Source organism: Paraburkholderia caballeronis (assembly GCF_900104845.1).
In the GTDB taxonomy this organism is placed as follows: Bacteria; Pseudomonadota; Gammaproteobacteria; order Burkholderiales; family Burkholderiaceae; genus Paraburkholderia; species Paraburkholderia caballeronis.
This window is the reverse complement of record NZ_FNSR01000002.1, coordinates 1,140,177-1,161,793: the sequence shown is the minus strand read 5'-3', so window position 1 is coordinate 1,161,793 and position 21,617 is coordinate 1,140,177. Positions and strand designations below refer to the sequence as shown.

22 protein-coding genes are annotated in these 21,617 nt (G+C 67.7%); 14 read left to right on the top strand and 8 right to left on the bottom strand.

From position 1 onward, the window contains the following. Positions 1-98: 98 nt before the first annotated feature. From BLV92_RS21680 to BLV92_RS21670, 3 genes are all read right to left on the bottom strand, one after another. The gene (locus tag BLV92_RS21680) at positions 99-1,094 is read right to left on the bottom strand and encodes a tyrosine-type recombinase/integrase (RefSeq protein WP_090548633.1); all 996 of its coding nucleotides are present in this window, start codon (positions 1,092-1,094) and stop codon (positions 99-101) included. Positions 1,095-1,217: 123 nt separating this feature from the next. Next, positions 1,218-1,613 carry a DUF2471 family protein gene (locus tag BLV92_RS21675; protein ID WP_090548631.1) on the bottom strand — a complete coding sequence of 132 codons (396 nt, stop codon included), beginning with the start codon at positions 1,611-1,613 and terminating at the stop codon, positions 1,218-1,220. A gap of 93 nt (positions 1,614-1,706) precedes the next feature. Continuing rightward, positions 1,707-2,339: a helix-turn-helix domain-containing protein gene (locus BLV92_RS21670; RefSeq protein WP_373681909.1), complete on the bottom strand. Its 633-nt coding sequence runs from the start codon at positions 2,337-2,339 to the stop codon at positions 1,707-1,709. 130 nt (positions 2,340-2,469) lie between these two features. On the opposite strand from BLV92_RS21670, the gene BLV92_RS21665 reads away from it, so the two are divergent. Beyond that, positions 2,470-3,669, top strand: a complete 1,200-nt coding sequence (locus BLV92_RS21665; RefSeq protein WP_090548626.1) for a glycine C-acetyltransferase — start codon at positions 2,470-2,472, stop codon at positions 3,667-3,669. Positions 3,670-3,686: 17 nt separating this feature from the next. Next, positions 3,687-4,715: an L-threonine 3-dehydrogenase gene (tdh, locus tag BLV92_RS21660; RefSeq protein WP_090548623.1), complete on the top strand. Its 1,029-nt coding sequence runs from the start codon at positions 3,687-3,689 to the stop codon at positions 4,713-4,715. A 28-nt stretch (positions 4,716-4,743) separates the two neighbouring features. Here the strand turns inward: tdh and BLV92_RS21655 are convergent, their stop codons facing one another. After that, positions 4,744-5,433, bottom strand: coding sequence for a YceI family protein (locus BLV92_RS21655; protein WP_090548621.1), 690 nt, complete (start codon positions 5,431-5,433; stop codon positions 4,744-4,746). 183 nt (positions 5,434-5,616) lie between these two features. Here BLV92_RS21655 and BLV92_RS21650 point away from each other — a divergent pair, with 183 nt between their 5' ends. The 4 genes from BLV92_RS21650 to BLV92_RS21635 all read left to right on the top strand — a co-directional run bounded on the left by BLV92_RS21650 (position 5,617) and on the right by BLV92_RS21635 (position 9,139). After that, the gene (locus BLV92_RS21650) at positions 5,617-6,285 is read left to right on the top strand and encodes a TetR/AcrR family transcriptional regulator (protein WP_244283885.1); all 669 of its coding nucleotides are present in this window, start codon (positions 5,617-5,619) and stop codon (positions 6,283-6,285) included. Beyond that, positions 6,282-6,761: a nuclear transport factor 2 family protein gene (locus BLV92_RS21645; protein WP_090548614.1), complete on the top strand. Its 480-nt coding sequence runs from the start codon at positions 6,282-6,284 to the stop codon at positions 6,759-6,761. Before BLV92_RS21650 ends, BLV92_RS21645 begins: the two co-directional genes overlap by 4 nt. A gap of 250 nt (positions 6,762-7,011) precedes the next feature. Beyond that, positions 7,012-7,488 (top strand): hypothetical protein, encoded by a 477-nt coding sequence (locus BLV92_RS21640; protein WP_243842744.1) that lies wholly within the window; start codon positions 7,012-7,014, stop codon positions 7,486-7,488. Positions 7,489-8,110: 622 nt separating this feature from the next. Then, positions 8,111-9,139: a hypothetical protein gene (locus tag BLV92_RS21635; protein WP_090548609.1), complete on the top strand. Its 1,029-nt coding sequence runs from the start codon at positions 8,111-8,113 to the stop codon at positions 9,137-9,139. A gap of 382 nt (positions 9,140-9,521) precedes the next feature. On the opposite strand, the gene BLV92_RS21630 is transcribed toward BLV92_RS21635, so the two are convergent. Beyond that, positions 9,522-11,360 carry an ABC transporter ATP-binding protein/permease gene (locus BLV92_RS21630; RefSeq protein ID WP_090548607.1) on the bottom strand — a complete coding sequence of 613 codons (1,839 nt, stop codon included), beginning with the start codon at positions 11,358-11,360 and terminating at the stop codon, positions 9,522-9,524. After that, complete coding sequence (locus tag BLV92_RS21625) at positions 11,357-12,235, bottom strand: extracellular solute-binding protein (RefSeq protein WP_090548604.1); 879 nt, start codon at positions 12,233-12,235, stop codon at positions 11,357-11,359. The genes BLV92_RS21630 and BLV92_RS21625 overlap by 4 nt, the downstream gene beginning before the upstream one ends. Before the next feature lie 182 nt (positions 12,236-12,417). On the opposite strand from BLV92_RS21625, the gene BLV92_RS21620 reads away from it, so the two are divergent. The 3 genes from BLV92_RS21620 to BLV92_RS21610 all read left to right on the top strand — a co-directional run bounded on the left by BLV92_RS21620 (position 12,418) and on the right by BLV92_RS21610 (position 13,899). Beyond that, complete coding sequence (locus BLV92_RS21620) at positions 12,418-12,846, top strand: TOBE domain-containing protein (RefSeq protein ID WP_090548602.1); 429 nt, start codon at positions 12,418-12,420, stop codon at positions 12,844-12,846. A gap of 1 nt (position 12,847) precedes the next feature. After that, positions 12,848-13,450, top strand: a complete 603-nt coding sequence (locus BLV92_RS21615) for a nitrogen fixation protein NifQ (protein ID WP_090548599.1) — start codon at positions 12,848-12,850, stop codon at positions 13,448-13,450. Positions 13,451-13,575: 125 nt separating this feature from the next. Continuing rightward, positions 13,576-13,899 carry a winged helix-turn-helix domain-containing protein gene (locus BLV92_RS21610; RefSeq protein ID WP_090551314.1) on the top strand — a complete coding sequence of 108 codons (324 nt, stop codon included), beginning with the start codon at positions 13,576-13,578 and terminating at the stop codon, positions 13,897-13,899. A gap of 26 nt (positions 13,900-13,925) precedes the next feature. Here the strand turns inward: BLV92_RS21610 and BLV92_RS21605 are convergent, their stop codons facing one another. Both BLV92_RS21605 and BLV92_RS21600 read right to left on the bottom strand, forming a co-directional pair. After that, positions 13,926-15,275, bottom strand: coding sequence for a DUF2325 domain-containing protein (locus BLV92_RS21605; protein ID WP_090548596.1), 1,350 nt, complete (start codon positions 15,273-15,275; stop codon positions 13,926-13,928). Between the two features lie 156 nt (positions 15,276-15,431). Beyond that, positions 15,432-15,998: a hypothetical protein gene (locus tag BLV92_RS21600; RefSeq protein ID WP_134170951.1), complete on the bottom strand. Its 567-nt coding sequence runs from the start codon at positions 15,996-15,998 to the stop codon at positions 15,432-15,434. 224 nt (positions 15,999-16,222) lie between these two features. Between BLV92_RS21600 and BLV92_RS21595 the strand changes: the two genes are divergently transcribed. The 5 genes from BLV92_RS21595 (at position 16,223) to BLV92_RS21580 (ending at position 21,613) form a co-directional block, all read left to right on the top strand. Further along, on the top strand, positions 16,223-17,515 hold the full coding sequence (locus BLV92_RS21595; RefSeq protein WP_177197995.1) for an MFS transporter: 1,293 nt from the start codon (positions 16,223-16,225) through the stop codon (positions 17,513-17,515). 344 nt (positions 17,516-17,859) lie between these two features. After that, the gene (locus tag BLV92_RS21590) at positions 17,860-18,312 is read left to right on the top strand and encodes a zinc-finger-containing protein (protein ID WP_090548591.1); all 453 of its coding nucleotides are present in this window, start codon (positions 17,860-17,862) and stop codon (positions 18,310-18,312) included. A 180-nt stretch (positions 18,313-18,492) separates the two neighbouring features. Beyond that, entirely contained in the window at positions 18,493-18,885 is a 393-nt protein-coding gene (locus BLV92_RS21585) for a hypothetical protein (RefSeq protein WP_243844094.1), read from the top strand. Between the two features lie 621 nt (positions 18,886-19,506). Then, entirely contained in the window at positions 19,507-19,683 is a 177-nt protein-coding gene (locus tag BLV92_RS32160; protein ID WP_167627128.1) for a hypothetical protein, read from the top strand. 178 nt (positions 19,684-19,861) lie between these two features. Further along, positions 19,862-21,613 carry an ABC transporter permease gene (locus BLV92_RS21580; RefSeq protein ID WP_090548585.1) on the top strand — a complete coding sequence of 584 codons (1,752 nt, stop codon included), beginning with the start codon at positions 19,862-19,864 and terminating at the stop codon, positions 21,611-21,613. Positions 21,614-21,617: the final 4 nt, after the last annotated feature.

Here is a 21,617-nt window from a genome sequence, read left to right as displayed (position 1 = left end):
CAGTGAGCGTTTACGGGAGCGCTCACACAGGCAAGAGGTGAGGTTCTTCAGGAGCCAAAACTGGCACACCAGCACCGGAGTGCCATACGCAGCAACGCTTAGCCGGCCGGCACGGTCGATCGTTTTCCCGCTGCTTGCGCCTCGCGCTCCACCCAGATTTGCCACGCCCGATGCAGGCGGCCCGCCGAAATCGGTTGCATGAAGCCAAGCCACTTGCCGACCTGATCCGGCGACGTCCCCTGTTCGAAGAGGTCGGCCGCGAACGAATTGCGCAACGTCTGCGGGCTCGCGCGTTCCGTGCGATCGTCCGCGAGCCCCGCGGTTTCCAGCAGCGAGTCGACCGCGCGCAGGATCGTCGCCTTGTGCATCGGCCGTCCGGACGGTGAACCGGGAAACACGAGGGTCCCCGGCAATCCCGCGAGGCGGCGCTCCGCAAGCCACGCGGCCAGTACGCTGACCGCGAACGGCGCCAGATGCGTGGTGCGCGTGAACGCCGGATTCGCGGATTCGATCGTGATCCACGGCATATGCGGCGTCACGCAGTCGAGTGAAAGCGCGATCGCATCGCCGGTCTTGAGCCCGCCGCCGAGAAACGCCGCCACCAGCGCGCGGTCGCGTCGTTCGCGCCAGCGTTTCGCGGCCGATGGTTCGTCGAGCGGCGCGAGCAGATGCGCGATCAGCGTCGCGCGCTCGGACGGCGAAAGAAAGCTGGTCGGCGCGTTGTCCTTCGCGTTGCGCCATTCGGCTTCGCCGTCCTGCGCGATGAACCGGGCCGGATTGGTGGACGCGAGTTCGATCTCGCGGACGTGATCGAGCACCCGTTCGATCAGCCGCAGATACCTCGCCCGCTGGGGTTTGCGCACGTCGAGGCCGGCGACGAACTCGGCGATCGTCGCGGTATCGACGGTCTTGAGCGTCTTGCGCCGGACCTTGAGCCAGTCGAGAAAGCGACCCCACTGCACGCGATAGACGTCGGCCGACGAGCGGCGAAACTGTTGCGCGGCTAGCCACGCGTCGAACGCGCCGGCGGGATTGTGCAGCCAGTCGTCGCGTTGCTGGTCGAACAGGTCTTTGGACGGTTGCGGAGCGACCATGTTTATCAATCTCTATCAATCCGTTAGTTGCGCTGGTGATGCGCGAAGAATACCCGAAGTGGATTCTTCACGCGGGCTGGACGAACGCGTATCGGCGAACTGCAAAGAAAGGCGCAGGCCGCTTCAGCCGCCCCATGCGCGAGACCGCCGCCGGCCCCGGTTCGCTCGCGTCCGTTCGCTGGCTGCCTGCGCGACCCGCGCCGCTTCCTCGTACGCGGTCACCGCAAACGCGAACACCGCCGGCAGTACATTCGACCGCCCGAAGTCCACCGGCTCGTCGGTCTCCGGCCACGCGAAGCCGTCAGGCCGCTGGAACAGCCCGAGCAGCATTGCGTCGTGACGGCTCGCGAAGCCGAGGTCGGAGAGCGCCTCGGCCTCGATGGCGTGCAGCAGCCGCCACGTCAGCGGCACTTGCTGCACGATGTAGCGTTGCGCAATATGCCGGACGATATGTTCGAGGTCGCGCGCGGCCGACTGATAGCGCAGCGCGGCGAGGTCGTGTTCGTTCGGGGTCTGCATCGGCGTGCTCCGGTCGATCGGCTCAATGACTGTATAAATATACAGTATCGGGCGCCGTCGCCCAACCCCGTCGCGACGGACGACGCGATCCGGTCAGCCGTGAATCACGACCAGCAGTGCGCGCGCGTCGCCTTTGCCCGCATTGCGGATCGCATGCGGCTGATCGGCGACGTACCGCGCGGTGTCGGCGGTTTTCAGCCGTTGAGCCGAGCCGGCCGCCTCGACGTCGATCGTCCCTTGCAACACCGTCAGGTGTTCACGCGTGCCGGGTTCGTGGGCGCTGGACACCAGCGCGCCGCCCGGTTTCAGCGTCAGCTCGTACCATTCGAAGTGGCCGGCCAGTTCGATCGGCCCCCACACGCGCAACTGATAACCGGCATCCTGTCCGTGCAGCGTCGGAATGTCGTGCGGACCGGCCACCGCAATCGCATCCGGCTGCTTCGGCGCGGCGAACAGCGAATCGAGCTTCACGCCGAGCGCGTTCGTGAGCCGCCACGCGACCGCGATCGTCGGGTTCGCCTTGTCGCGCTCGATTTCGGACAGCATCGATTTCGACACGCCGGCCGCCCTCGACAGATCGTCGAGCGTCATCCGGCGTTCGCTGCGCAGCCGCTGAATCTGCTCGCCGACGCGCGGCGGCGCGGCCGGTGTTGCGGCAGCCGGCGCGCTCGCCGGAGTGGAGACGGCCGCCGACGCGGTGGCGCGCGGCTTGCGGGTGCTTGCCATTTGCAGGTCCATCGTTTAGAGTGCGTTCGATATCTCGAACTTAAATTCGGAAAATCGAAAATTTCCGGTAAGGCTGACGGCGACTATAGCAGATAGCGGGCCGCGGCCGTCCCTGTCAGGAGCCCGTCCCATGTCTATCCCGTACCTCGCGCATCTGCGCGCGACGCTCGACCAGATCCGCGCCGATGGTTTCTACAAGAGCGAGCGCGTGATCGCGACGCCGCAGTCGTCGGAGATCCGTCTCGCCGGCGGTTCCGGCGTGCTGAACTTCTGCGCGAACAATTATCTCGGCCTCGCGGACGACGCGCGCCTGATCGCGGCCGCGAAGGACGGCCTCGATCGCGACGGTTTCGGCATGGCGTCGGTGCGCTTCATCTGCGGCACGCAGACGGTCCACAAGGAACTCGAAAGCGCGCTCGCCGCGTTCCTGCAGACCGACGACTGCATCCTCTATTCGAGCTGCTTCGACGCGAACGGCGGTCTGTTCGAAACGCTGCTCGACGACGCCGACGCGATCATCAGCGACGAACTCAATCACGCGAGCATCATCGACGGCGTGCGTCTGTCGAAGGCGAAACGCTACCGCTACCGCAACAACGACCTCGCGGATCTCGAAGCGAAGCTGCGCGAGGCCGACGCGGCCGGCGCGCGCTACAAGCTGATCGCGACCGACGGCGTGTTCTCGATGGACGGCATCATCGCGGACCTCGCCGGCATCTGCGATCTCGCGGACCGCTACGGCGCGCTCGTGATGGTCGACGACTCGCACGCGGTCGGCTTCATCGGCGAGCACGGCCGCGGCACGCCCGAGCATTGCGGCGTCGCGCAGCGCGTCGATATCGTGACCGGCACGCTCGGCAAGGCGCTCGGCGGCGCATCGGGCGGCTACGTCGCCGCGCGCAGGGAGATCGTCGAACTGCTGCGCCAACGCTCGCGTCCGTATCTGTTCTCGAACTCGCTTGCGCCGAGCATCGCGGCCGCGTCGCTGAAGGTGCTCGATCTGATCGCAAGCGAAGAGGGCGCCGCGCTGCGCTCGCGCGTGCGCGCGAACGGCGCGCATTTCCGCCGTGAGATGAGCGCGCTCGGCTTCACGCTCGTGCCGGGCGAGCATCCGATCATTCCGGTGATGCTCGGCGACGCGCAGGTCGCGTCGAAGATGGCTGACGCGCTGCTGCACGAAGGCGTGTACGTGATCGGCTTTTCGTATCCGGTCGTGCCGAAGGGCCGCGCGCGCATCCGCACGCAGATGAGCGCCGCGCATACGCCGGAACAGGTCGATCAGGCCGTCGCCGCGTTCGCCCGCGTGGGCCGGCAGCTCGGCGTCATTTAAGAACACGAAGAAACGACATGAAAGCACTCGCCAAACTCGAACGCGCGCCGGGCCTTACGTTGACCCGCGTGAAGAAACCCGAGGTCGGGCACAACGACGTGATGATCCGCATCCGTCGCACCGCGATCTGCGGCACCGACATTCATATCTGGAAGTGGGACGACTGGGCGCAGAAGACGATTCCGGTGCCGATGCACGTCGGTCACGAATACGTCGGCGAGATCGTCGAGATGGGCCAGGAGGTGCGCGGCTTCGCGATCGGCGATCGCGTGTCCGGCGAAGGACACATCACCTGCGGCTTCTGCCGCAACTGTCGCGCGGGGCGCCGGCATCTGTGCCGCAACACGGTCGGCGTCGGCGTGAACCGCGAGGGCGCGTTCGCCGAATATCTGGTGATTCCCGCGTTCAACGCGTTCAGGATTCCGCCTGAAATCTCCGACGATCTCGCCGCGATCTTCGATCCGTTCGGCAACGCCACGCATACCGCGCTGTCGTTCAATCTTGTCGGCGAGGACGTGCTGATCACCGGCGCGGGGCCGATCGGCATCATGGCGGTCGCGATCGCGAAACACGTCGGCGCGCGCAACGTCGTGATCACCGACGTCAATGACTACCGGCTCGAACTCGCGCGCAAGATGGGAGCGACGCGCGCGGTCAACGTGTCGCGCGAATCGCTGCGCGACGTGATGACGGACCTGCAGATGACCGAAGGCTTCGACGTGGGCCTCGAAATGTCCGGCGTGCCGAGCGCGTTCACCGCGCTGCTCGAAGCGATGAACCACGGCGGCAAGGTCGCGCTGCTCGGCATTCCGCCCGCGCAGACCGCGATCGACTGGAACCAGGTGATCTTCAAGGGGCTGGAGATCAAGGGCATCTACGGGCGCGAGATGTTCGAGACCTGGTACAAGATGGTCGCGATGCTGCAAAGCGGGCTCGACCTGTCGCCGATCATCACGCATCGCTTCGCCGTGGACGACTACGAAAAAGGCTTCGCGGCGATGCTGTCCGGCGAGAGCGGCAAGGTGATCCTCGACTGGACCGCCTGATTCGCCTGATTCTCCGGATTCGCGCGACCTAGCCGCCGTTGCCCGGCGCGGCGGCCGGCTGTTCGAACTCGGCCTCGATGCGCACCGCCACGTCGTCGCCGACCGCCGGGAACCACGTCGCCAGACCGAACTGCGCGCGGCTGAAACGGCCATGCGCGGAAAAGCCGAGTGTCGGCTGTTTCGTCAGCGGATTCGGAGCATAACCGTTGAACGTCACGTCGAGCGTGACCGGCCGCGTGACGCCGTGTATCGTCAGATCGCCGGTCAGCGTGCCGCGCGCGTCGCCGGTGCGCTCGAAGCGCGTGCTGACGAAGCGGATCTGCGGATACTGCGCGACGTCCAGCATGTCCTTTCCTTTCACGAGCCGGTCGAGGATCGGCACGTTCGTATCGAGACTCGTCGCTTCGATCGTCGCTTCGACCGACGAACGATCCATCCCGCCCTCACGCCAGTCGAGTTGCGCGCTTACGCGGTCGAAACGCATCACGAAGCGCGAATAACCGAAGTGCTCGACGTCGAACGTCACGGTCCAATGATGCGGGTCGAGTTCGTAGCGGCCGACCGGCACCGCGGATTCGACGCTGCTGACGCTATGCGTGACCACGCGCAGCGGCGTGCACGCGGTCAGCGCGCAGGCGGCCCAGATCGCCGCATGGACGACGCCGCGCCCGACGCGTGCGCGAACGTTTCGAACGGTTGAAGCGGCCGGCTGGCGCATCACGCACTCCTCTCCTGAACGGAACGCACACGATAGCGCACCTCGCGCATTTGCGCATGCGCTCGCCCGGCGCTTGACAACGGAGAATGATCGTTCTACATTCGCGCCATGGAGAACGATCGTTCCACCTGAATGACGTTCCGCCGATGCCTGGTTTTTTTGCCGACCGATGCGGGAAATCCCTTGAACAAGTCCACGTCTTCTTCCGACACCGCGCAGCCCGATGCGCGCGAACGCCTGCTCGCCGCCGCCGAGGCGCTGGTCTACGCGGGCGGCATCCATGCGACCGGCGTCGACGCGATCGTCCGCACGGCGGGCGCCGCGCGCAAGAGCTTCTATACGTGGTTCGAATCGAAGGACGCGCTCGTCGCCGAGGCGCTGCGCCGGCGCGACGAGCGCTGGATGCGCTGGTTCATCGACGGCACGCTCGGTCGCGGCCGCACGCCGCGCGCGCGTCTCGTCGCGATGTTCGACGTGCTGCGCGAATGGTTCGTGTCCGACGGCTTCCACGGCTGCGCGTTTCTGAACGCGGCCGGCGAGACCGCGTCGCCGGACGATCCGGTGCGCATCGTCGCGCGCGAGCACAAGGAGCGTCTGCTTGCCTTCGTGCGCGAGCAGTGCGATGAGTTCGCCGCGTCGATCGACGCCGACCGGCGGTTAGCCGCGCGGCTCGCGCGTCAGTGGCTGATCCTGATCGACGGCGCGATCGGTGTCGCGCTCGTCAGCGGCGATGCCGACGCGGCGCTCGATGCGCGCGCGGCCGCCCAGCAGTTGCTCGAAGCGGCGTCCAGCCGCTCCGCCATGCGGCCGTCTGTGCGACGCGCCGCCCGTCACCCAGGAGAGAAAGCATGAGCGATGCAGTCGAAGTCCGTCCGCCGGTCCCGCCCTTCACGCGCGAGACCGCCATCCAGAAAGTGCGGGCCGCCGAGGATGGCTGGAACACGCGCGATCCGCAGCGCGTGTCGCTCGCGTACACGCCGGACAGCGTCTGGCGCAACCGCGCGGAATTCGTGACGGGCCGCGCGGCGATCGTGGAATTCCTCGCGCGCAAGTGGGCGCGCGAACTCGACTACCGGCTGATCAAGGAACTGTGGGCGGTGACGGACAACCGGATCGCCGTGCGTTTCGCCTACGAGTGGCACGACGATTCGCATAACTGGTATCGCTCGTACGGCAACGAGAACTGGGAGTTCGACGCAAACGGGCTGATGGCGCATCGTCATGCGTGCATCAACGACCTGCCGATCCGCGAAGCCGACCGCCTGTTCCACTGGCCGCTCGGCCGCCGTCCGGACGATCATCCGGGACTCAGCGACCTCGGCCTTTGATGCACGGCCGGATTCATCCGGCCGACTCATGGGTCGGGTACGATCACGGGCTGCGTCTGCTGCCCGCGACGGACCGCGATCCGAATGGATGCTCCATCGCATGGGCCGCGCCATGCGGTACAGTGCGCGACGCGCATTTCGATCAAGGCGCTGCCGGCGAACCGGCCGGCGCGGGACCGGCGATGGAGACTACATGCATTCACGGTGCAACAGCGGTGGCAACGCAATCATAAAGAAACTGAAAGCTGCGATGGCCGCGGCCGTGCTGCTCGGCGCCGCTGCGCACGCGCAAGCCGCGAACTGGTGCGGAGCCGGTTTGTGGGCCGACGCGATGGTCGCCTCGTATCACATCAATCCGGACAAGGACAAGGACTTCGAGCAGTTCAATCCGGGTCTCGGCGTCGAATGCTGGCCGAGCGATCAATGGGCGTTGACCGTCGGCGGGTTTCGCAACTCGCTGCGGCGGCCGTCGTGGTACGGCGGCGCGGTATGGGCGCCCGAGTTCCTGCACTGGGGTTTCGTGCGGCTTGCCGCGATGGGCGGGATCATCTCCGGCTACAACTACGGCAACTGGGGCCTCGGCCACAACCATTCGATCGGACCGGTGGCCGCGCCGGTCGTGATGTTCGCGTATAAGCGCGTCGGGCTGAACGTGATCGTCGTGCCGCCGATTCCTTCCGACGATCTGCCATTCACGCTCGGGTTTCAGTTGAAGGTCAGGTTCTGAGGCGAAGGCGTCGAAGCCGTCTCGCTGAAAACCTGGGGATCCGTATCATCTTCGCCATTTTCGGTTCTGCCGGGCGAAGGTGAGAACTTTCGGGATCGAGCGGAAAAGGGCGGTAATTCGCATATGGCCGCGACGAAAACCCCTGGAAAAACAGGGGTTTGCTCGTATCGGCTCGAATGCCGCATCGCGCATGGGTGAGGTTTTTCGGGAGACTCCACGGCCCGAATGCGACTAACTGGGTGTGGCAAACGTTGTCGTCGTCAGGTGAGTGTCTGCGGGAACCCGGCTTCACCTTCCTCGTCGCCGTTGTTCAAAAGTCGTCGACGTAATGGCGGTTTTGGTTCCGCCGCCGGTTGCCGCATCGCCGCGCGCGTCGGTCAACGGACCGCAACAGGTGAGCGTTTCCGGGAGGACCGCATCAAAGCGTTTTCCGCCCGAAACGCGGTATATTGATCGGCGACGTCAGGCAGTCGGCGCGTGCGGCAGCCGGCGCATCCGGCGACGAAATCAGCTTCGCATGTCCGCACGGCGGATCTGCTTTTTTCCGTCGCGGGCGCTGCCTCTCCGCTTTCTTTTCCCGCCGCAATCCCACCTGGCGCATGGTCCGCTACGGAGTCCCGCTATGGGCATCATCGACTGGCTATGGCCGCGCCGAACCGGCGCGGAAAAGCCTCGCGAATCGCAACATATCCACGCCATGATCGAGCGCCTGCTGGTGCTCAGTCCGTCGCTGCGCCTCGCGCGGCATTACCGCACGCGTCTCGCGCCGGCGCTCGGCACGTCGTTCGACTACGTGCGCGGCCTCGTGCAGCAGATGCCGGCCGCGCACGAAGCCAGCGCCGCGACGTGGATGACGAACCCGTACATCCATGCGTTCTTTGCCGCGCCGGACGACGTCCCGCACGCGTTGAGCCGCTCGCCGGAACTGCATGCGTGGTTCGACCGCCATCCGCTCGCGCGCGAGACGTATGCGGTGCTCGCGATGGCGATGATGGAGCGTCACGTGCTCGGCGTCGAGCAGCACGGCGACATGGTGCATGCGGACGTCGTGCGCACGACGCTCAGCTTCGACGACCATCAGGTGCGCGTGTGCGGCGAGACGGAAGCGGATCTGCGCGAGCACATCGTGAAGCGCGTGGTCGAACAGATCGCGCTCGAAGGGCTCGCGCAGATCGGCGCGGACGAATCGCGGCGCGATGCGCTCGAAGAAGAGCGCGCGCTGCTGAGAACCCGGCTCCAGTTGCTCACGCGGCAGGGCGCGGGCACCGGCGAGATGCTCGGCGAACGCCGGCTCGAAAACCTGACGGAACTCGCGCACCTGCAGGCCGAGATCGACGCGAACGAGCGCAAGCTGGCCGCGCTCGGCCTCAAGACCGACGCGCTCGAACACGAACTCGACGTGATCTGCGACGTGCTTGCGCATCCGCAGACGTACACGCATGTCGAAACGAAGCGGGTGCGGCTCGATCCGATGAACGTGGTCGTCGAGGGCGACGGCGATCCGCGCGTGCATGCGGAGATCGAATTCCCGCTCGCGCGGATACCGGCGAGCCCGCTCGGCGAGCGGGCGTTTACGCTGGTGCGCTTCGCGCGCGCGGACCTGTTGCCGATGCCGAATCTGCTCGACGAAGGCGCGCGGTTCGTGATCTGACGCGGCCGGGATGGGCCGAAGGTGAGTATTTTCGGGACCATCCGCTGGGTGATGGATGGAAGCGATGCGCTTGCACCCGTGCGTTACGCGGCGTGCCCCCGTTTCGATGTGAGACGGATTGCGATGCCTGTTTTAAGCGGTTTTTTCCGCGCATCCGATCGGACGCACACGCGTTAATGCGTGCCGTGCGCCCGGCTGAACGATCCGACGCCTGTCACACGGACGTAAAGGTGAGTGTTTCCGGGAGCAGGGTGGCGACGGCTGCCCGCCGGCCTGGCGGGCGCTCTGAAAGCCCCATTTGACGGGGCTTTCAGCACGACGGCCTGCGCGGCTCAATGCGGGTTTATCACCGTTAGGTGAGCCTTTTCAGGAGCGCCGGTTCTCAGCTTCCGGCCGCCCATATCGACACGCCACCCGGATCGATCGCAAAACGCAGCGCATCGGCCGCCATGATCGGCGCGTCTTCTGCCGCGATGTCGAACGACTCGCCGCCGACTTCGACCGTCACGTAACGATCGCCATGACGCAGCGTCCCGCCGCCGATCGAACCGGCATACGCGCCGTCCGGCGTCGCGCGCAGCGCCCGCGGCGACACCCGCCACATCACGCGCGTGCCGGTCGCAAGCGAACGGTCGGCGGTTGCAAGCACGAGCCCGCCGGCGGTCTGGATCTCGCCCGCCGCGCGCACCACGCCTTCGCCGATGTTGTGCAGCCCGAGCAGATCGGCGACGCGCAACGTCGCCGGCCGCTCGAACACCGCGTGAACCGACCCGGCCTGCAGCACGCGTCCGTGCTCGATCACGATCACTTCGTCGGCGAGTTGCGCGGCTTCGTCCGGATCGTGCGTGACGATCACCGTGACCGCCGCGATCTCCTGCTGCAACGCGCGCAGCGACTGTTGCAGCCGACGCCGTCGCGGCGTGTCGAGCGCGGCGAACGGCTCGTCGAACAGCAGCAGTTGACTGTGCCGCGTGAGCGCGCGCGCGAGCGCGACGCGCTGGCGTTGCCCGAACGAAAGCTCGCGCGGCAGCCGCGTGGTCAGCGTGCTCAAACCGAGATGCTCGATCCAGTAACGCGCGCTTGCGGCGTCCGCATCGACCGGAAACGCGAGTTGCTGCGTCACTGTCATGTGCGGAAAGAGGCCGTAGTCCTGCGGCATGTAGCCGATCTGCCTGCGCTCCGGCGGCAGCGCGCCGAGGTCGGTGCGGCCGAGCGTGACCGAGCCGGCGTCGTTCGGCTCCAGCCCCGCGATGATTCGCAGCGCAAGCGACTTGCCGGACCCGGATGGCCCGATGATCGCGAGACGCCGCGTCGCCGGACGCCACGTCACGTCGAGACTGAACGCGCCGAGCCGGCGCTTGATGTCGAACGCGAGACGCAGTTCGTCGATGTCGGCCGGCAATGCGGCGGCGACGGGCGCCGCGGGTTCGTCGCCGTTGTCGTGCGGCACGACACCCGCCGCCGACATCCGCGTATTGCGGCTGTACACCGACAGCACCGCGCAGACCACCGCGATCGCGAGCGTCGGCAACAGCAGCGGCATCATCGCGGGCAGCCCCTGGCTGCCGAACACCACATACGTAAACACCGGCAGCGAGTACGGGTGATACGCGACCATCACCGTCGCGCCGAACTCGCCGAACGCGCGCAGCCACGCGAGCGCGAGGCCCGCGCGGATCGCCGGCCATGCGACCGGCAGCGTCGCGCGAAAGAAGCGGCTGCCCGCGCGATGGCCGAGCGTCGCGGCCACGTCGTCGTAGACCGGATCGACGGCCGAGAACGCCGAGCGCGCGGCGACGATCAGGAACGGCGCGGCGACGAACGTCTCCGCGAGCACGATGCCGGTGAACGAATCGGTCAGCGTGCCGCCGGACAGCATGCCCACGGGGCTATACGGGCCGAGCAGGAACAGCAGCAGCACGCCGCTCGTGAGCGGCGGCAGCGCGAGCGGCAACTGCACGACGAAGCCGAGCAGCTCGACCGCGCGCGACTGCGAACGCGCGAGCCAGTAGCCGAGCGGCACGCCGCCGATCAGGATCACGAGCGTCGCGACGCTCGCGCTCGCGACCGACACGCCGACCGCCGATCCGGTCGCGCGCCAGTCCACGCCTGCCCAGTCGGCGCGGCCGATCTCCGGGATGCTGGCGATGAACGGCGCGCACAGATAGACGGCGAGCAGCGCGGCCAGCCATAACAGCGGCCGCGCGGGCGCACGACTCATTGCTGGGCGGCGTCGATGACGGCCTGCACCGAGGCGGGAATGCTCTGCGCGTTGCCCGTGACGCCCGGCCGGACGACGTCGACGCCGTGGTCGGCGAGCAGCTTGCGGCCTTCGGCGCTCAACAGGAAGTTGACGAAGCGCGCGGCGCCGGCGCTGTTCGGCGCGTCGTTGAGGATCGTCAGCGTGTAGCTCGCCTTGATCTTCAGTTCGGGCGCCGGGTGGATCGACGGGATCTTCAGGTCCGACGTCTCGGTCGAGTAGAAGAAGCCCGCGTCGAGCTGGCCCGACTGAAGGCGGCCGACCAGCGTTTCCTCGGGCAGCACCTGCGCGGGATTCTCCGGCGCGCCGAGCGTCTTCTCGACGAGGTCCGGCTGGTGATACTGCTCGGCGGCCTTCGTCATCAGTTCGACGGTGAACGCGCCCTTCGGGTCGAGCTTCGGATCGGTGCGGCCGATGCGCAGGCCCGGCTCGCGCAGCACCTGATCCCACTGCTTCGTGCGGAAGTCGTTCGCAAAGCGGCTCTTCGGGTTATAGCCGATCAGCAGCGGCGATTCCGCGAAGTTCACGTACCACGTCACGCGGTTGCCGTTCGCTTCGCCCATCAGGGTCGTGTTGACCTTCGGGCTCGCGCTGATGAACACGTCGCCGCGCCGCAGGCCGCCCTTGATCTCGTTCGCGATCTTGTTCGAGCCGGCCGCGTATCCCTTGAAGTGCAGGCCGGTTTCCTTCTCGAACGCCGGGCCGACGCTGCGCTCCATCAGGTTCACGAGCGAACCCGCGTACAGCACGTTCACATCGGTTTCGTCGGCTGACGCGACGCCGGCGCCCATCACGCCGGCCACTACGACAACAGATGCCAGAAGCTTGCGGATCATGTCCTGTACCCCGTACCGTTATAAAGGTGGATATATTACGATGGCTGGACGGTTTCATGCAGCCGTCCGGATGAAGGGGGAGCGGCGCATGCGACCGCACGAGCCGCGTGCGCGCCGCTACACTGACGTCTTTCAACCGTGCAAGGGGCCATCCCTTGCGGCGACGTCCCGAGGAGATCTTCATGCGAACCAGTGCCCGCAACCACTTCAACGGCCAGGTGAGCGCCGTGAAACCCGGCGCCGTCAACGACGAAATCACGCTGCGCATCGATTCCGGCCTGGAACTCGTCGCGATCATCACGCACGGCAGCGCGGCGTCGCTCGGCCTCGCGGCCGGCAAGCCGGCATTCGCGCTCGTGAAGGCGTCGTCGGTGATCGTGCTGATCGACGGCGACGGCAGCAACGTGTCCACGCGCAACCGCATCGCCGGCGCCATCGCGTCGGTCGAGAAGGGCGCGGTGAACGCCGAGGTCGTGATCGCCGCGCCGGGCGGCGCGCAGATCGCGGCGATCGTCACGAACGACAGCGTCGATCGCCTCGGGCTCGCGGCGGGCAAGCCGGCGACCGCGCTGTTCAAGGCGTCGAGCGTGATCGTCGGCGTCGACGACTGACATGGCCGAAGCGCGCGGCGGCCCGACTTCGAACGTCACGGCGGCCGTCGCCGCGCGTTGCGACGAACTGGCCGGCGGCGCGCAACGCGCACGGTCGAGCGACGCGCGGCTTTTCGCGCGTCTCGTCGCGGCCCGCGAGGTGCGCGGCGAACTGGCGTTGCTCGGGTTGTCGCCGCGGCAGCTTGCGGGGGTGTTCGGGCGTCACTTCGCTGCCGGCGCGCAGCCGTTGCCGACGGCGGACGAGGTGACCGTGATCGTCGACGAACGATATGCGGCGTTCGTCGTCGCGATGCAGTCGTTATTGATGGGCTTCGCGTCGCCGGACGTCGATCGCGACGACATGGCCGCTATCGCGACGATCGTCGCGCATGCGTGCCTGCGGCCCGATCATCTGTGGCGCGACCTCGGCCTCGGCGGCCGCGACGACGTCACCGCGATGCTCGACCGCTTTTTTCCGGCGCTGGTCGCGCGCAACGTCGACGGGATGCGCTGGAAGAAATTCCTCGCCCGCGAACTCGCGCTGGCGACCGGCGCGACACCGGGGCCATCGCCCGGCTGTCCCGGCTGCGAGGACTTCGGCTTCTGCTTTCCGGCGGCTCATTGACCCGTCGATCGGACGCGCCACACCGGTAGGGCGCGCGCCGCCCATCGTGTATCCTTTCGCGCATGACCCAATCTGCTCACGATCCGGACATGCCCGCCCGCAAGGGGCCTGTCGTGCGCTTTCGCATGCGCATCATGCAGGACGACACCATCGCGCTCGGGCCAGGCAAGGTATCGCTGCTCGAAGCCGTGCGCGAACACGGTTCGATCTCGGCGGCCGCGCGCAGCCTGAACATGTCGTACCGGCGCGCATGGCTGCTGATGGACGAACTGAACCGCGCGCTGAAATCGCCGGCGACGATATCGGGACATGGCGGGCAGAGCGGCGGCGGCAGCGCGCTGACGCCGGTCGGCGAAGAGATCATCCGGCTCTATCGCGACATCGAAACGCGCGCGGCCGCCGCGTGCGCGCCGGAAATCAACGCGCTGACGAAGCTCGTGCGGCGTTAAAAGCCTGAGAGGCCGCCCCGTTGCGGTTAGCCGTGACGCAGGCAGAAGCGCGACACCGGCACGGCGACGGGCATCGCGGTGACGCCCGTATAAAGCCGCGACATCAATTCGACGAAGCTCGCGACGCTCGCGGTCCGCAGCGGATGATATGCGACCTGATGCCGGTCGCAGACGCGCTTCAGCATGTTCATCGAATCGTGGTCGACGCAGTCGACCGGGAACACCGCGAGGTCGGCACCGGCCAGCGCGGATGCGAGCAGCCCCTTGCGATCCTCGATGCCGCCGTCGTGCACGGTCAGTTCGCCGCCCGCCGACTCGACCCAGCGTTTCAGCGCGTGGTTCGAACTGGGCCGTCCGCCGACATAGACGATGCGCCGGCCCCTCAGCGCGTCGCGCCATGCGGGCTGGCCGGCGTCGGTCCGGTCCGCTTCGTCGTTCTGCTGCATCGCCTGTTCGACCGCGTGCGCTTCCGCGCGCAGCGCGTCGATCAGCGCGCGCGCTTCGTCGAGCTGCGTGCGCAGCGTGCGGGCCGTTGCTTCGTCCGCCGCCGCGCGCTGTTCGGCCGCTTCGCGCCGGTTCGTGTGCAGCGCGAGCCGTGCGTCGCGCGCGGCCAGCGCCTCGCGCAGCGACGCGACTTCCGCTTCGAGACGTTCGTCGTCCGCCGAAGGACGGGCGGCCGGCTGCGCCAGGTGTGCTTCGAGCGCGTTGCGGGCCGCGTCGCGCTCCACGCTCATCTGCTGCAACCGCACCTGCTGCCGGTCGATCTTCGAGCGCAGTTCCGCGTTCTCCGCTTCGAGCGCGACGAGACGGCGGATGTCCGCGCGATTCGCCGCGCCGACCAGATGCGACAGCATATGCAGTTCGCCGAACGCGGCCTGCCGCACTTCCATCGTCGCGCACGGGTGGATCATCAGCGCCCAGTACGCGGGCGGGATGTCGCCGCTCGCGAGCGACTCGTTCCACAGCGCGAGCAGCGCTTCGGCGTCGCGCGCGGAGGCGAAGCGGCGCACCGCGCCCGCATAACGCGTGTCGAGCGCCTTTTGCAGCGCCTTGCCGCCGGCGCCGCCGTGAATCGCGAGTTCGACCGCCGCGTGATGGATTTCGAGGTCGGTTGCGCGATGCGGATCGAGCGGCGTGAACTTCGGCACGAGCTTGCGCAGTTCGTGCGTGCTGAGACACGTGCCGATGATCGAGCAGTGCAGATGCGCATCCAGATCGGACAGACGCGTGCGGTGGTGTTTCGCGCGTTTCAGTTCGGCCTCGGACGGGCCGCAGCAGGCGTCGTCCGCGGCGCGGGCGAAGGCGCGGAGGTGGGGTGCGTCGTCCGGCGACGCGGTGCCCGGCGTGCGGGCAAGGCGGAACGGCGGTGCGTGCATGATGACCTCTGATCCGGTCGAAGCTCGAAACGATTGCGCGCGCCGGGGCTGGAAACCGTCAGGATCTGGCGCGCATCGAGTCCGAAATATACCACAGGATATAACGATAAAAAGTCCGCTGCTGCGGGCGGCGGCGCTGGCATCGGGAGCGGCGGATTACGGTGAAGCAGGCGCGTCCGCGTGCGTTTCGACGGTCGTGATCGCGGCGGGCGAAGCAGCCGTCACCGTCGCCGTCTGCGGCGCGCGCCGCAGCGGCGGACGCGGGGCGGCCGGCGCATGCCGGTGCTGTTCGAGCACGTGCTCGACGCACAGTCCGACGAACGTCGCGTCGATGCGCTCCAGTTCGGCGGCCGTCCGGCGCATCGCGTCGCAATCGTGGCTGAGCGTGTCGAAGAAGATCGCGTCGCGCCGCTGTTCGAGCCGGCGCGCATCGCGGATCGCGCGCTTCAGTTCGCGGCGGCGCGCGAAACTCGCGGTGTCGAGCTGCCGCGCGAGCGTCGACAGCAGCGGCTGCAACGACGCGGCGTCGCCGGCCTCGGCGACCGCGGGCGTCTCCGTGCCCGCCGCGAACATCAGCACGAAACGATGCACGCTGCCGCGCAGTTGCCGGAAGCCGTCGATCACGTCGCGGATCGCTTCCGCGCGCTCCCGGCTCGACGCCGGCCGCAGCGTGACGATCTTCGCCGGCAGGCCGTCCTGCTGCCACGCAATGGCGGCCGGCATCCCGACGGTTCCGCGTTCGCTGCTGTCCAACCTGCCCCCTCTTGCCGATTCGCAATCCGTAATCCACGGGTTCCGCGCTCGCCGCGAAACGCACCGATGTATTCTATAGGATATAACGATGCGCGCGGGCTCGCGCGAACCGCTCGGCCGGATCGCGCCGGTTGCACTAAACTTGTCGCCCTTCGGCCACTTTCCGCATCCGGTTTCGCGCTGCCCGCCCATCCATGAATCCGTCCTCCCCGGCTCCCGACGACGACCCCGCCGGCGCGTTCGAACGCGCCGCGCCGCCCGCGCTGATGCGCAACCGCGCGTTCCAGCGCTTCTGGGGGGCGCGCGTGCTGTCGTCGCTGTCGTTCCAGATGCTCGCGGTCGCGATGGGCTGGCACATCTATGCGCTCACGCACAGCGCGTTCGCGCTCGGCCTCGTCGGCCTCGCGCAGTTCCTGCCGATGTTCGTGCTGACGCTCGTCGTGGGCCACGTCGCGGACCGCTACGACCGGCGGCGCATCGCCGCGATCTGTCAGGGCGTCGAAAGCGTCGCTGCGCTGGTGTTCGCGTGGGGCACGTTCGGCGGCTGGCTGAGCGCGCCGCTGATCTATCTGCTCGCGGCGTGCGTCGGCGCGGCGCGCGCATTCGAGTCGCCGGCGATCTCGTCGCTGCTGCCGGGCGTCGTGCCGCGCCCGCAACTGCCGCAGGCGACCGCGTGGGCGACGGCCGCGAACCAGACCGCGCAGATCGTCGGCCCCGCGTTCGGCGGCCTGCTGTACGGGATCGGCGCGGGGCCGGCGTATCTCGCGTGCGCGCTGTCGTTTGCGCTGGCCGCCGCGCTCGTCGTCACGATTCCGTTGCAGACGAAACCGGCGTCGCGCGCGCCGGTCACGCTCGAATCGGTGTTCTCGGGCATCGCGTTCATCCGCTCGCAGCCGGTGATTCTCGGCGCGCTGTCGCTCGACCTGTTCGCGGTGCTGTTCGGCGGCGCGACCGCGCTGCTGCCGGTGTTCGCGCGCGACATCCTGCATGCGGGGCCGATCGAACTCGGGCTGCTGCGCTCCGCGTCGGCGGTCGGCGCGCTGGCCGGCACGATCTGGCTCGCGCATTTCCCGCTGCGGCGGCGGCCGGGCGCCGCGATGTTCGGCGGCGTGATCGTGTTCGGGCTTGCGACGGTCGCGTTCGGGCTGTCGCACAGCCTGATCGTGTCGCTGGTCGCGCTCGCGCTGCTCGGCGCGTCGGACGTGGTCAGCGTCGTCGTGCGGCTGTCGCTCGTGCAGTTGCGCACGCCGGACGAAATGCTCGGGCGCGTCAGCGCGGTCAATTCGCTGTTCATCGGCACGTCGAACCAGCTCGGCGAATTCGAGTCGGGCGTGACGGCCGGATGGTGGGGGGCGCAGCGCGCGGTGCTGATCGGCGGGCTCGCGACGATCGGCGTCGCGCTGCTGTGGATGAAGCTGTTTCCCGAACTGCGCGGCACGCGCTCGCTGGAGCGCGAGGAGCCGACGCCGACGACGGCCGGCGCATAGCGTGGCGTGACGGGGTGGCGCGCGGGCCGGATGCGGCGGCTCCCTGTGCATGGATGGCGTGGTCCCGAGGTCACGGCAGGCCGCACTCGGCCGATCTGGCGGCGACCCGTGCCGCATGAGCACGCGGAAGGGGTCGCCAGAAGCCGCGCCGCCGCCGCGCGACGCCAGAACGCGGCCTCTGCGCACCGTGACCGCGCGCACGTTGGCCGTTCGGCCACGCTGGCGCGGCCCGCGTTTCCCGGTATCCTTCTACCGACATTCACCCGCCGCGCATCCGTTCCGGCCGCGCGATCTTTCGAACCGTCTTTCATGCAACCGTCGATGCCCCTGCTGCGGAGCGCGTCATGCGCGTAGGCCGCCCGGTCAAGGCGCTGCCGCAGCCGACCTGCGATTACTGCGGCGAGCGGGCCGCGCTCGCGCGCTACGGCGACGAAGCGTACCCGTATCGCGAGGACCACGGCCCGCTGTGGATCTGCGCCGCCTGCGAAGCGTGGATCGGCGTGCACGCGCGCAGCACGCGCAACGTGCCGCTCGGCCGGCTCGCGAACGGCGCGCTGCGCGACGCGAAGAGCCGGCTGCACGACGCGCTGGAGCCGCTCGTCGCCGCGAAGGTGCGGCGCGACGGCGTCAATCCGTTCGAGGCGCGCGGCAAGGCGGTCCGCTGGCTCGCGGACGAACTCGGCTTCGAACTCGCGAGCCCGTCGCTCCATCTGCTGTCGCTCGAACAGTGCGAACAGGCGATCGCGCATATCGACGCGTTCGTCGCCGCGCGGCGCGCGAAAGGCGACGAACGCTGACGCGTTTCGTCCGGCGCGCGGGCGAGGTTTCATTCCGGTTGAATCGTTTGCGCGGGGCACCTTAATCTTTCCGCGCGCGGTGCCGTTAATGCACCTGATCCGATTCTTCCGTGTCCCCTGACCATGACCATTCCGTTTCAGCGTTCGTCTGGGAACGCCCGCGCGCGGCGCAGCAAGACCATGCTGCTGCCGATTCCGCGCGCGACCGCGGACGGGCTCGCGCTGCAGGTGCATCTCGCACTGTCCGCGCTGCGCGGCGGGTACGCGACGGGCAACGACGCGCAGACGCTGCTGCAGACCCAGGTGCTCGTCCTGTCGATCGTCAATGCGGGTTACGGCGAACTGACGCCGGAGGAGGCGAGCCGCGCGGACGACGCGCTGCTCGCCTGCTTCGAGCGCGGCGGCCGCGAAGGCGCGTGGCGCCTCGACGACGAGGCTTTCGATGCGCTTGCACGCATCGTGACGGTGTACGACGGCCAGTTGCGGTCGGCTCCGCTATGGGTATTGACGGACGCGAGCGAGCGGCTCGACCGGATCGGCGCAGGCGAAAACGCGCAGCGCAAACAGGCCTGACGGCGGCGTGTGCGTGGGCTGCTGCGCGGCCGTGCGCGCCCCGTTCGGGGCCGGTGTGGCGGCATTGGCACGGGATTTGACGCGGAGTGCGAATCGTGTTGACTTCCGGCTGTGTGCGTGACTAAAATTCGCCGGTCTTAACAAAAGGGGCTGACGCCTTGGACAGTAGCTGTAGTCGATCTTCGAACAGTTTCGCTGCCTGATTGGCAGGACGTCCGCGCTCCCTTTCCATAGCCGCCGTCTTGCCAGTGAGGCAGATGGTGCGCGTCCAGCAGTATTTCCTCGTGCATCTTAATTAGCGTCATCCGGACGCGGCCGCGTTTCGCGCGTGCGTTCGGCTGGCATCGTGTCGTGGGCCTTGTGTCCGCGGCGGTGTTCGTCCGCGTTCGCTCGCGGGCCGGCGTCGTTGCGCCGGCGATGCGGGCGGGCCTTAAGCGCGTCGTCGATGCGCGATGGAGGTTCCGATGTCCGACAGTGACAGTTATCCGTTATGCCGCTTCCTTGTTTCGTTTGCGAAGGAAAGCGAGTAGCCGTTTGCCGTTGCGCGTGAATCGCGCCGCCACCAGGTCTGCTGGCTTTCCGATAAAAACCGCGTCGCTTGCGACGCTTCGGAGAATCAGCATGAACTTCGGTCTGCTTGTCTCGCACCTGCCCCGCCAGTTGCCCGAACCGCTTCCCCCATCCGATGCCGGCCATGTCCGGTCCGCCGCCACGCCTGCGCCGTCCGCGCCGATGCACGGCGGGCGTTCGCTCGCCGATCGCTGGCGACGCCTGAAAGCACGCGTGTTCGCGGTCTGACCGGCCGTCGCGCGCGGATGTCCCGTCCGGACCCGCCGGACGGTCCCGCGCGCGGCGACGTCCGGATGCTTCATCCAATCATCGGGGTTTTCGACATGAATTCGCTCAACCGTTCAATGCGAACGAACCGCCGCGCGCCGTGCCGCGCCTGCGCCGGGCCGCGCGCCGGAGGCCAGTGATGGAATTCGGTTTCAACCTGAACCGCACGGCCAACGCATCCGCGTGGCGCGTGCTGCCGAACCGCTGGGACTTCGTCGCGTTCCCGCTGATCATCTGCCTGCTCGCGATGGCCGCAATCGGCTTTCACGAGTCGATGGCCCCCATCTCGACGCTGAGCGCGCAGCCGATCTCGCTCGATCCGTCGAACCTGCCCGAATACGCGATGCGCACCACGCTGCGCATGCTCGCGGCGATGATCGCGTCGCTCGTCTTTACGCTGGGGTACGGCACGCTCGCCGCGAAAAGCCGCCGCGCCGCGCAGGTGCTCGTGCCGATCCTCGACATCCTGCAGTCGGTGCCGGTGCTCGGCTATATCTCGTTCACGGTGACGTTTTTCCTCGCGCTGTTTCCGTCGCGCGTGCTCGGGGCCGAACTCGCGGCGATCTTCGCGATCTTCACGAGCCAGGCGTGGAACATGACGTTCAGCTTCTACCAGTCGCTGCGCACGGTGCCGCGCGATCTGGACGAGGTGTCGAAAGGCTTTCACCTGACCGGCTGGCAACGCTTCTGGAAGCTGGAGGTGCCGTTCTCGATGCCGGGGCTCATCTGGAACATGATGATGTCGATGTCGGGCGGGTGGTTCTTCGTGGTGGCGTCGGAAGCGATCACGGTCGGCAACCACACGATCACGCTGCCGGGGATCGGCGCATATCTGGCGCAGGCGATCGCGGACAAGAACCTGCATGCGATCGGCTGGGTGATCCTGACGATGGTGGTGGTGATCCTCGCGTATGACCAGTTGCTGTTTCGTCCGCTGGTCGCGTGGGCGGACAAGTTCCGGATGGAAAACACGAGTTCGGGCAACGCGCCGGAATCGTGGCTGCTGGATCTGATCCGCCGCACGCGGCTGATTCACCGCCTGCTGGTGCCGGCCGGCTGGCTGCTCGCGAACGCGGCGCGCGTGCCGCTGCGCGTGCGCATGCCGAAGGCGCTGCCCGCCGCGCGGGTGCGGAGCAGCGCGGCGTCGCGCACCGGCGATATCGTGTGGATGACCTTCGTGCTCGTGCTGACGGTGTTCGTCGTGTGGCGCGTCGTCGGTTACGTGCGCACCGGCGTCACGCTCGATGAAATCGGTCACGTGCTCGTGCTCGGCTTGATTACGCTGCTGCGCGTCGTCGTGCTGATCGCGATCGCATCGGTGATCTGGGTGCCGCTCGGCGTGCTGATCGGGCTGCGTCCGGCGCTTGCCGAAAAGATCCAGCCGCTCGCGCAGTTCCTCGCCGCGTTCCCGGCGAACCTGCTGTTCCCGGCGTTCGTCGTCGTGATCGTGCGTTTCCATCTGAATCCGGACGTATGGCTGTCGCCGCTGATCGTGCTCGGCACGCAGTGGTACATCCTGTTCAACGTGATTGCGGGGGCGAGCGCCTATCCGAACGACTATCGCGAAGCGGCGACGAACTTCCGCATTCGCGGCTGGCAGTGGTGGCGTCAGGCGATCCTGCCGGGCATCTTCCCTTACTACATCACCGGCGCGATCACCGCGTCGGGCGGCGCGTGGAACGCGAGCATCGTCGCGGAATACGTGCAGTGGGGCGACACGAAGGTCGCCGCGCACGGCCTCGGCGCGTACATCGCGCAGATGACCGCCGCCGGCGACTACCCGAAGATCATTCTCGGGATCGCGGTGATGTCGCTGTTCGTCACGCTGTTCAACCGCCTGCTGTGGCGGCCGATGTATACCCATGCCGAGTCCCGGCTCCGGCTCGATTGAGAGT

Coding starts and splice junctions, on each gene's coding strand:
- BLV92_RS21580 (WP_090548585.1), top strand. CDS start 19,862: ATGGAATTCGGTTTCAACCTGAACCGCACGGCCAACGCATCCGCGTGG.
- BLV92_RS21590 (WP_090548591.1), top strand. CDS start 17,860: ATGCGCGTAGGCCGCCCGGTCAAGGCGCTGCCGCAGCCGACCTGCGAT.
- BLV92_RS21665 (WP_090548626.1), top strand. CDS start 2,470: ATGTCTATCCCGTACCTCGCGCATCTGCGCGCGACGCTCGACCAGATC.
- BLV92_RS21615 (WP_090548599.1), top strand. CDS start 12,848: ATGGCCGAAGCGCGCGGCGGCCCGACTTCGAACGTCACGGCGGCCGTC.
- BLV92_RS21680 (WP_090548633.1), bottom strand. CDS start 1,094: ATGGTCGCTCCGCAACCGTCCAAAGACCTGTTCGACCAGCAACGCGAC.
- tdh (WP_090548623.1), top strand. CDS start 3,687: ATGAAAGCACTCGCCAAACTCGAACGCGCGCCGGGCCTTACGTTGACC.
- BLV92_RS21645 (WP_090548614.1), top strand. CDS start 6,282: ATGAGCGATGCAGTCGAAGTCCGTCCGCCGGTCCCGCCCTTCACGCGC.
- BLV92_RS21670 (WP_373681909.1), bottom strand. CDS start 2,339: ATGGCAAGCACCCGCAAGCCGCGCGCCACCGCGTCGGCGGCCGTCTCC.
- BLV92_RS21630 (WP_090548607.1), bottom strand. CDS start 11,360: ATGAGTCGTGCGCCCGCGCGGCCGCTGTTATGGCTGGCCGCGCTGCTC.
- BLV92_RS32160 (WP_167627128.1), top strand. CDS start 19,507: ATGAACTTCGGTCTGCTTGTCTCGCACCTGCCCCGCCAGTTGCCCGAA.
- BLV92_RS21655 (WP_090548621.1), bottom strand. CDS start 5,433: ATGCGCCAGCCGGCCGCTTCAACCGTTCGAAACGTTCGCGCACGCGTC.
- BLV92_RS21675 (WP_090548631.1), bottom strand. CDS start 1,613: ATGCAGACCCCGAACGAACACGACCTCGCCGCGCTGCGCTATCAGTCG.
- BLV92_RS21585 (WP_243844094.1), top strand. CDS start 18,493: ATGCTGCTGCCGATTCCGCGCGCGACCGCGGACGGGCTCGCGCTGCAG.
- BLV92_RS21595 (WP_177197995.1), top strand. CDS start 16,223: ATGAATCCGTCCTCCCCGGCTCCCGACGACGACCCCGCCGGCGCGTTC.
- BLV92_RS21620 (WP_090548602.1), top strand. CDS start 12,418: ATGCGAACCAGTGCCCGCAACCACTTCAACGGCCAGGTGAGCGCCGTG.
- BLV92_RS21625 (WP_090548604.1), bottom strand. CDS start 12,235: ATGATCCGCAAGCTTCTGGCATCTGTTGTCGTAGTGGCCGGCGTGATG.
- BLV92_RS21600 (WP_134170951.1), bottom strand. CDS start 15,998: ATGCCGGCCGCCATTGCGTGGCAGCAGGACGGCCTGCCGGCGAAGATC.
- BLV92_RS21640 (WP_243842744.1), top strand. CDS start 7,012: ATGGCCGCGGCCGTGCTGCTCGGCGCCGCTGCGCACGCGCAAGCCGCG.
- BLV92_RS21605 (WP_090548596.1), bottom strand. CDS start 15,275: ATGCACGCACCGCCGTTCCGCCTTGCCCGCACGCCGGGCACCGCGTCG.
- BLV92_RS21610 (WP_090551314.1), top strand. CDS start 13,576: ATGCGCATCATGCAGGACGACACCATCGCGCTCGGGCCAGGCAAGGTA.
- BLV92_RS21635 (WP_090548609.1), top strand. CDS start 8,111: ATGGGCATCATCGACTGGCTATGGCCGCGCCGAACCGGCGCGGAAAAG.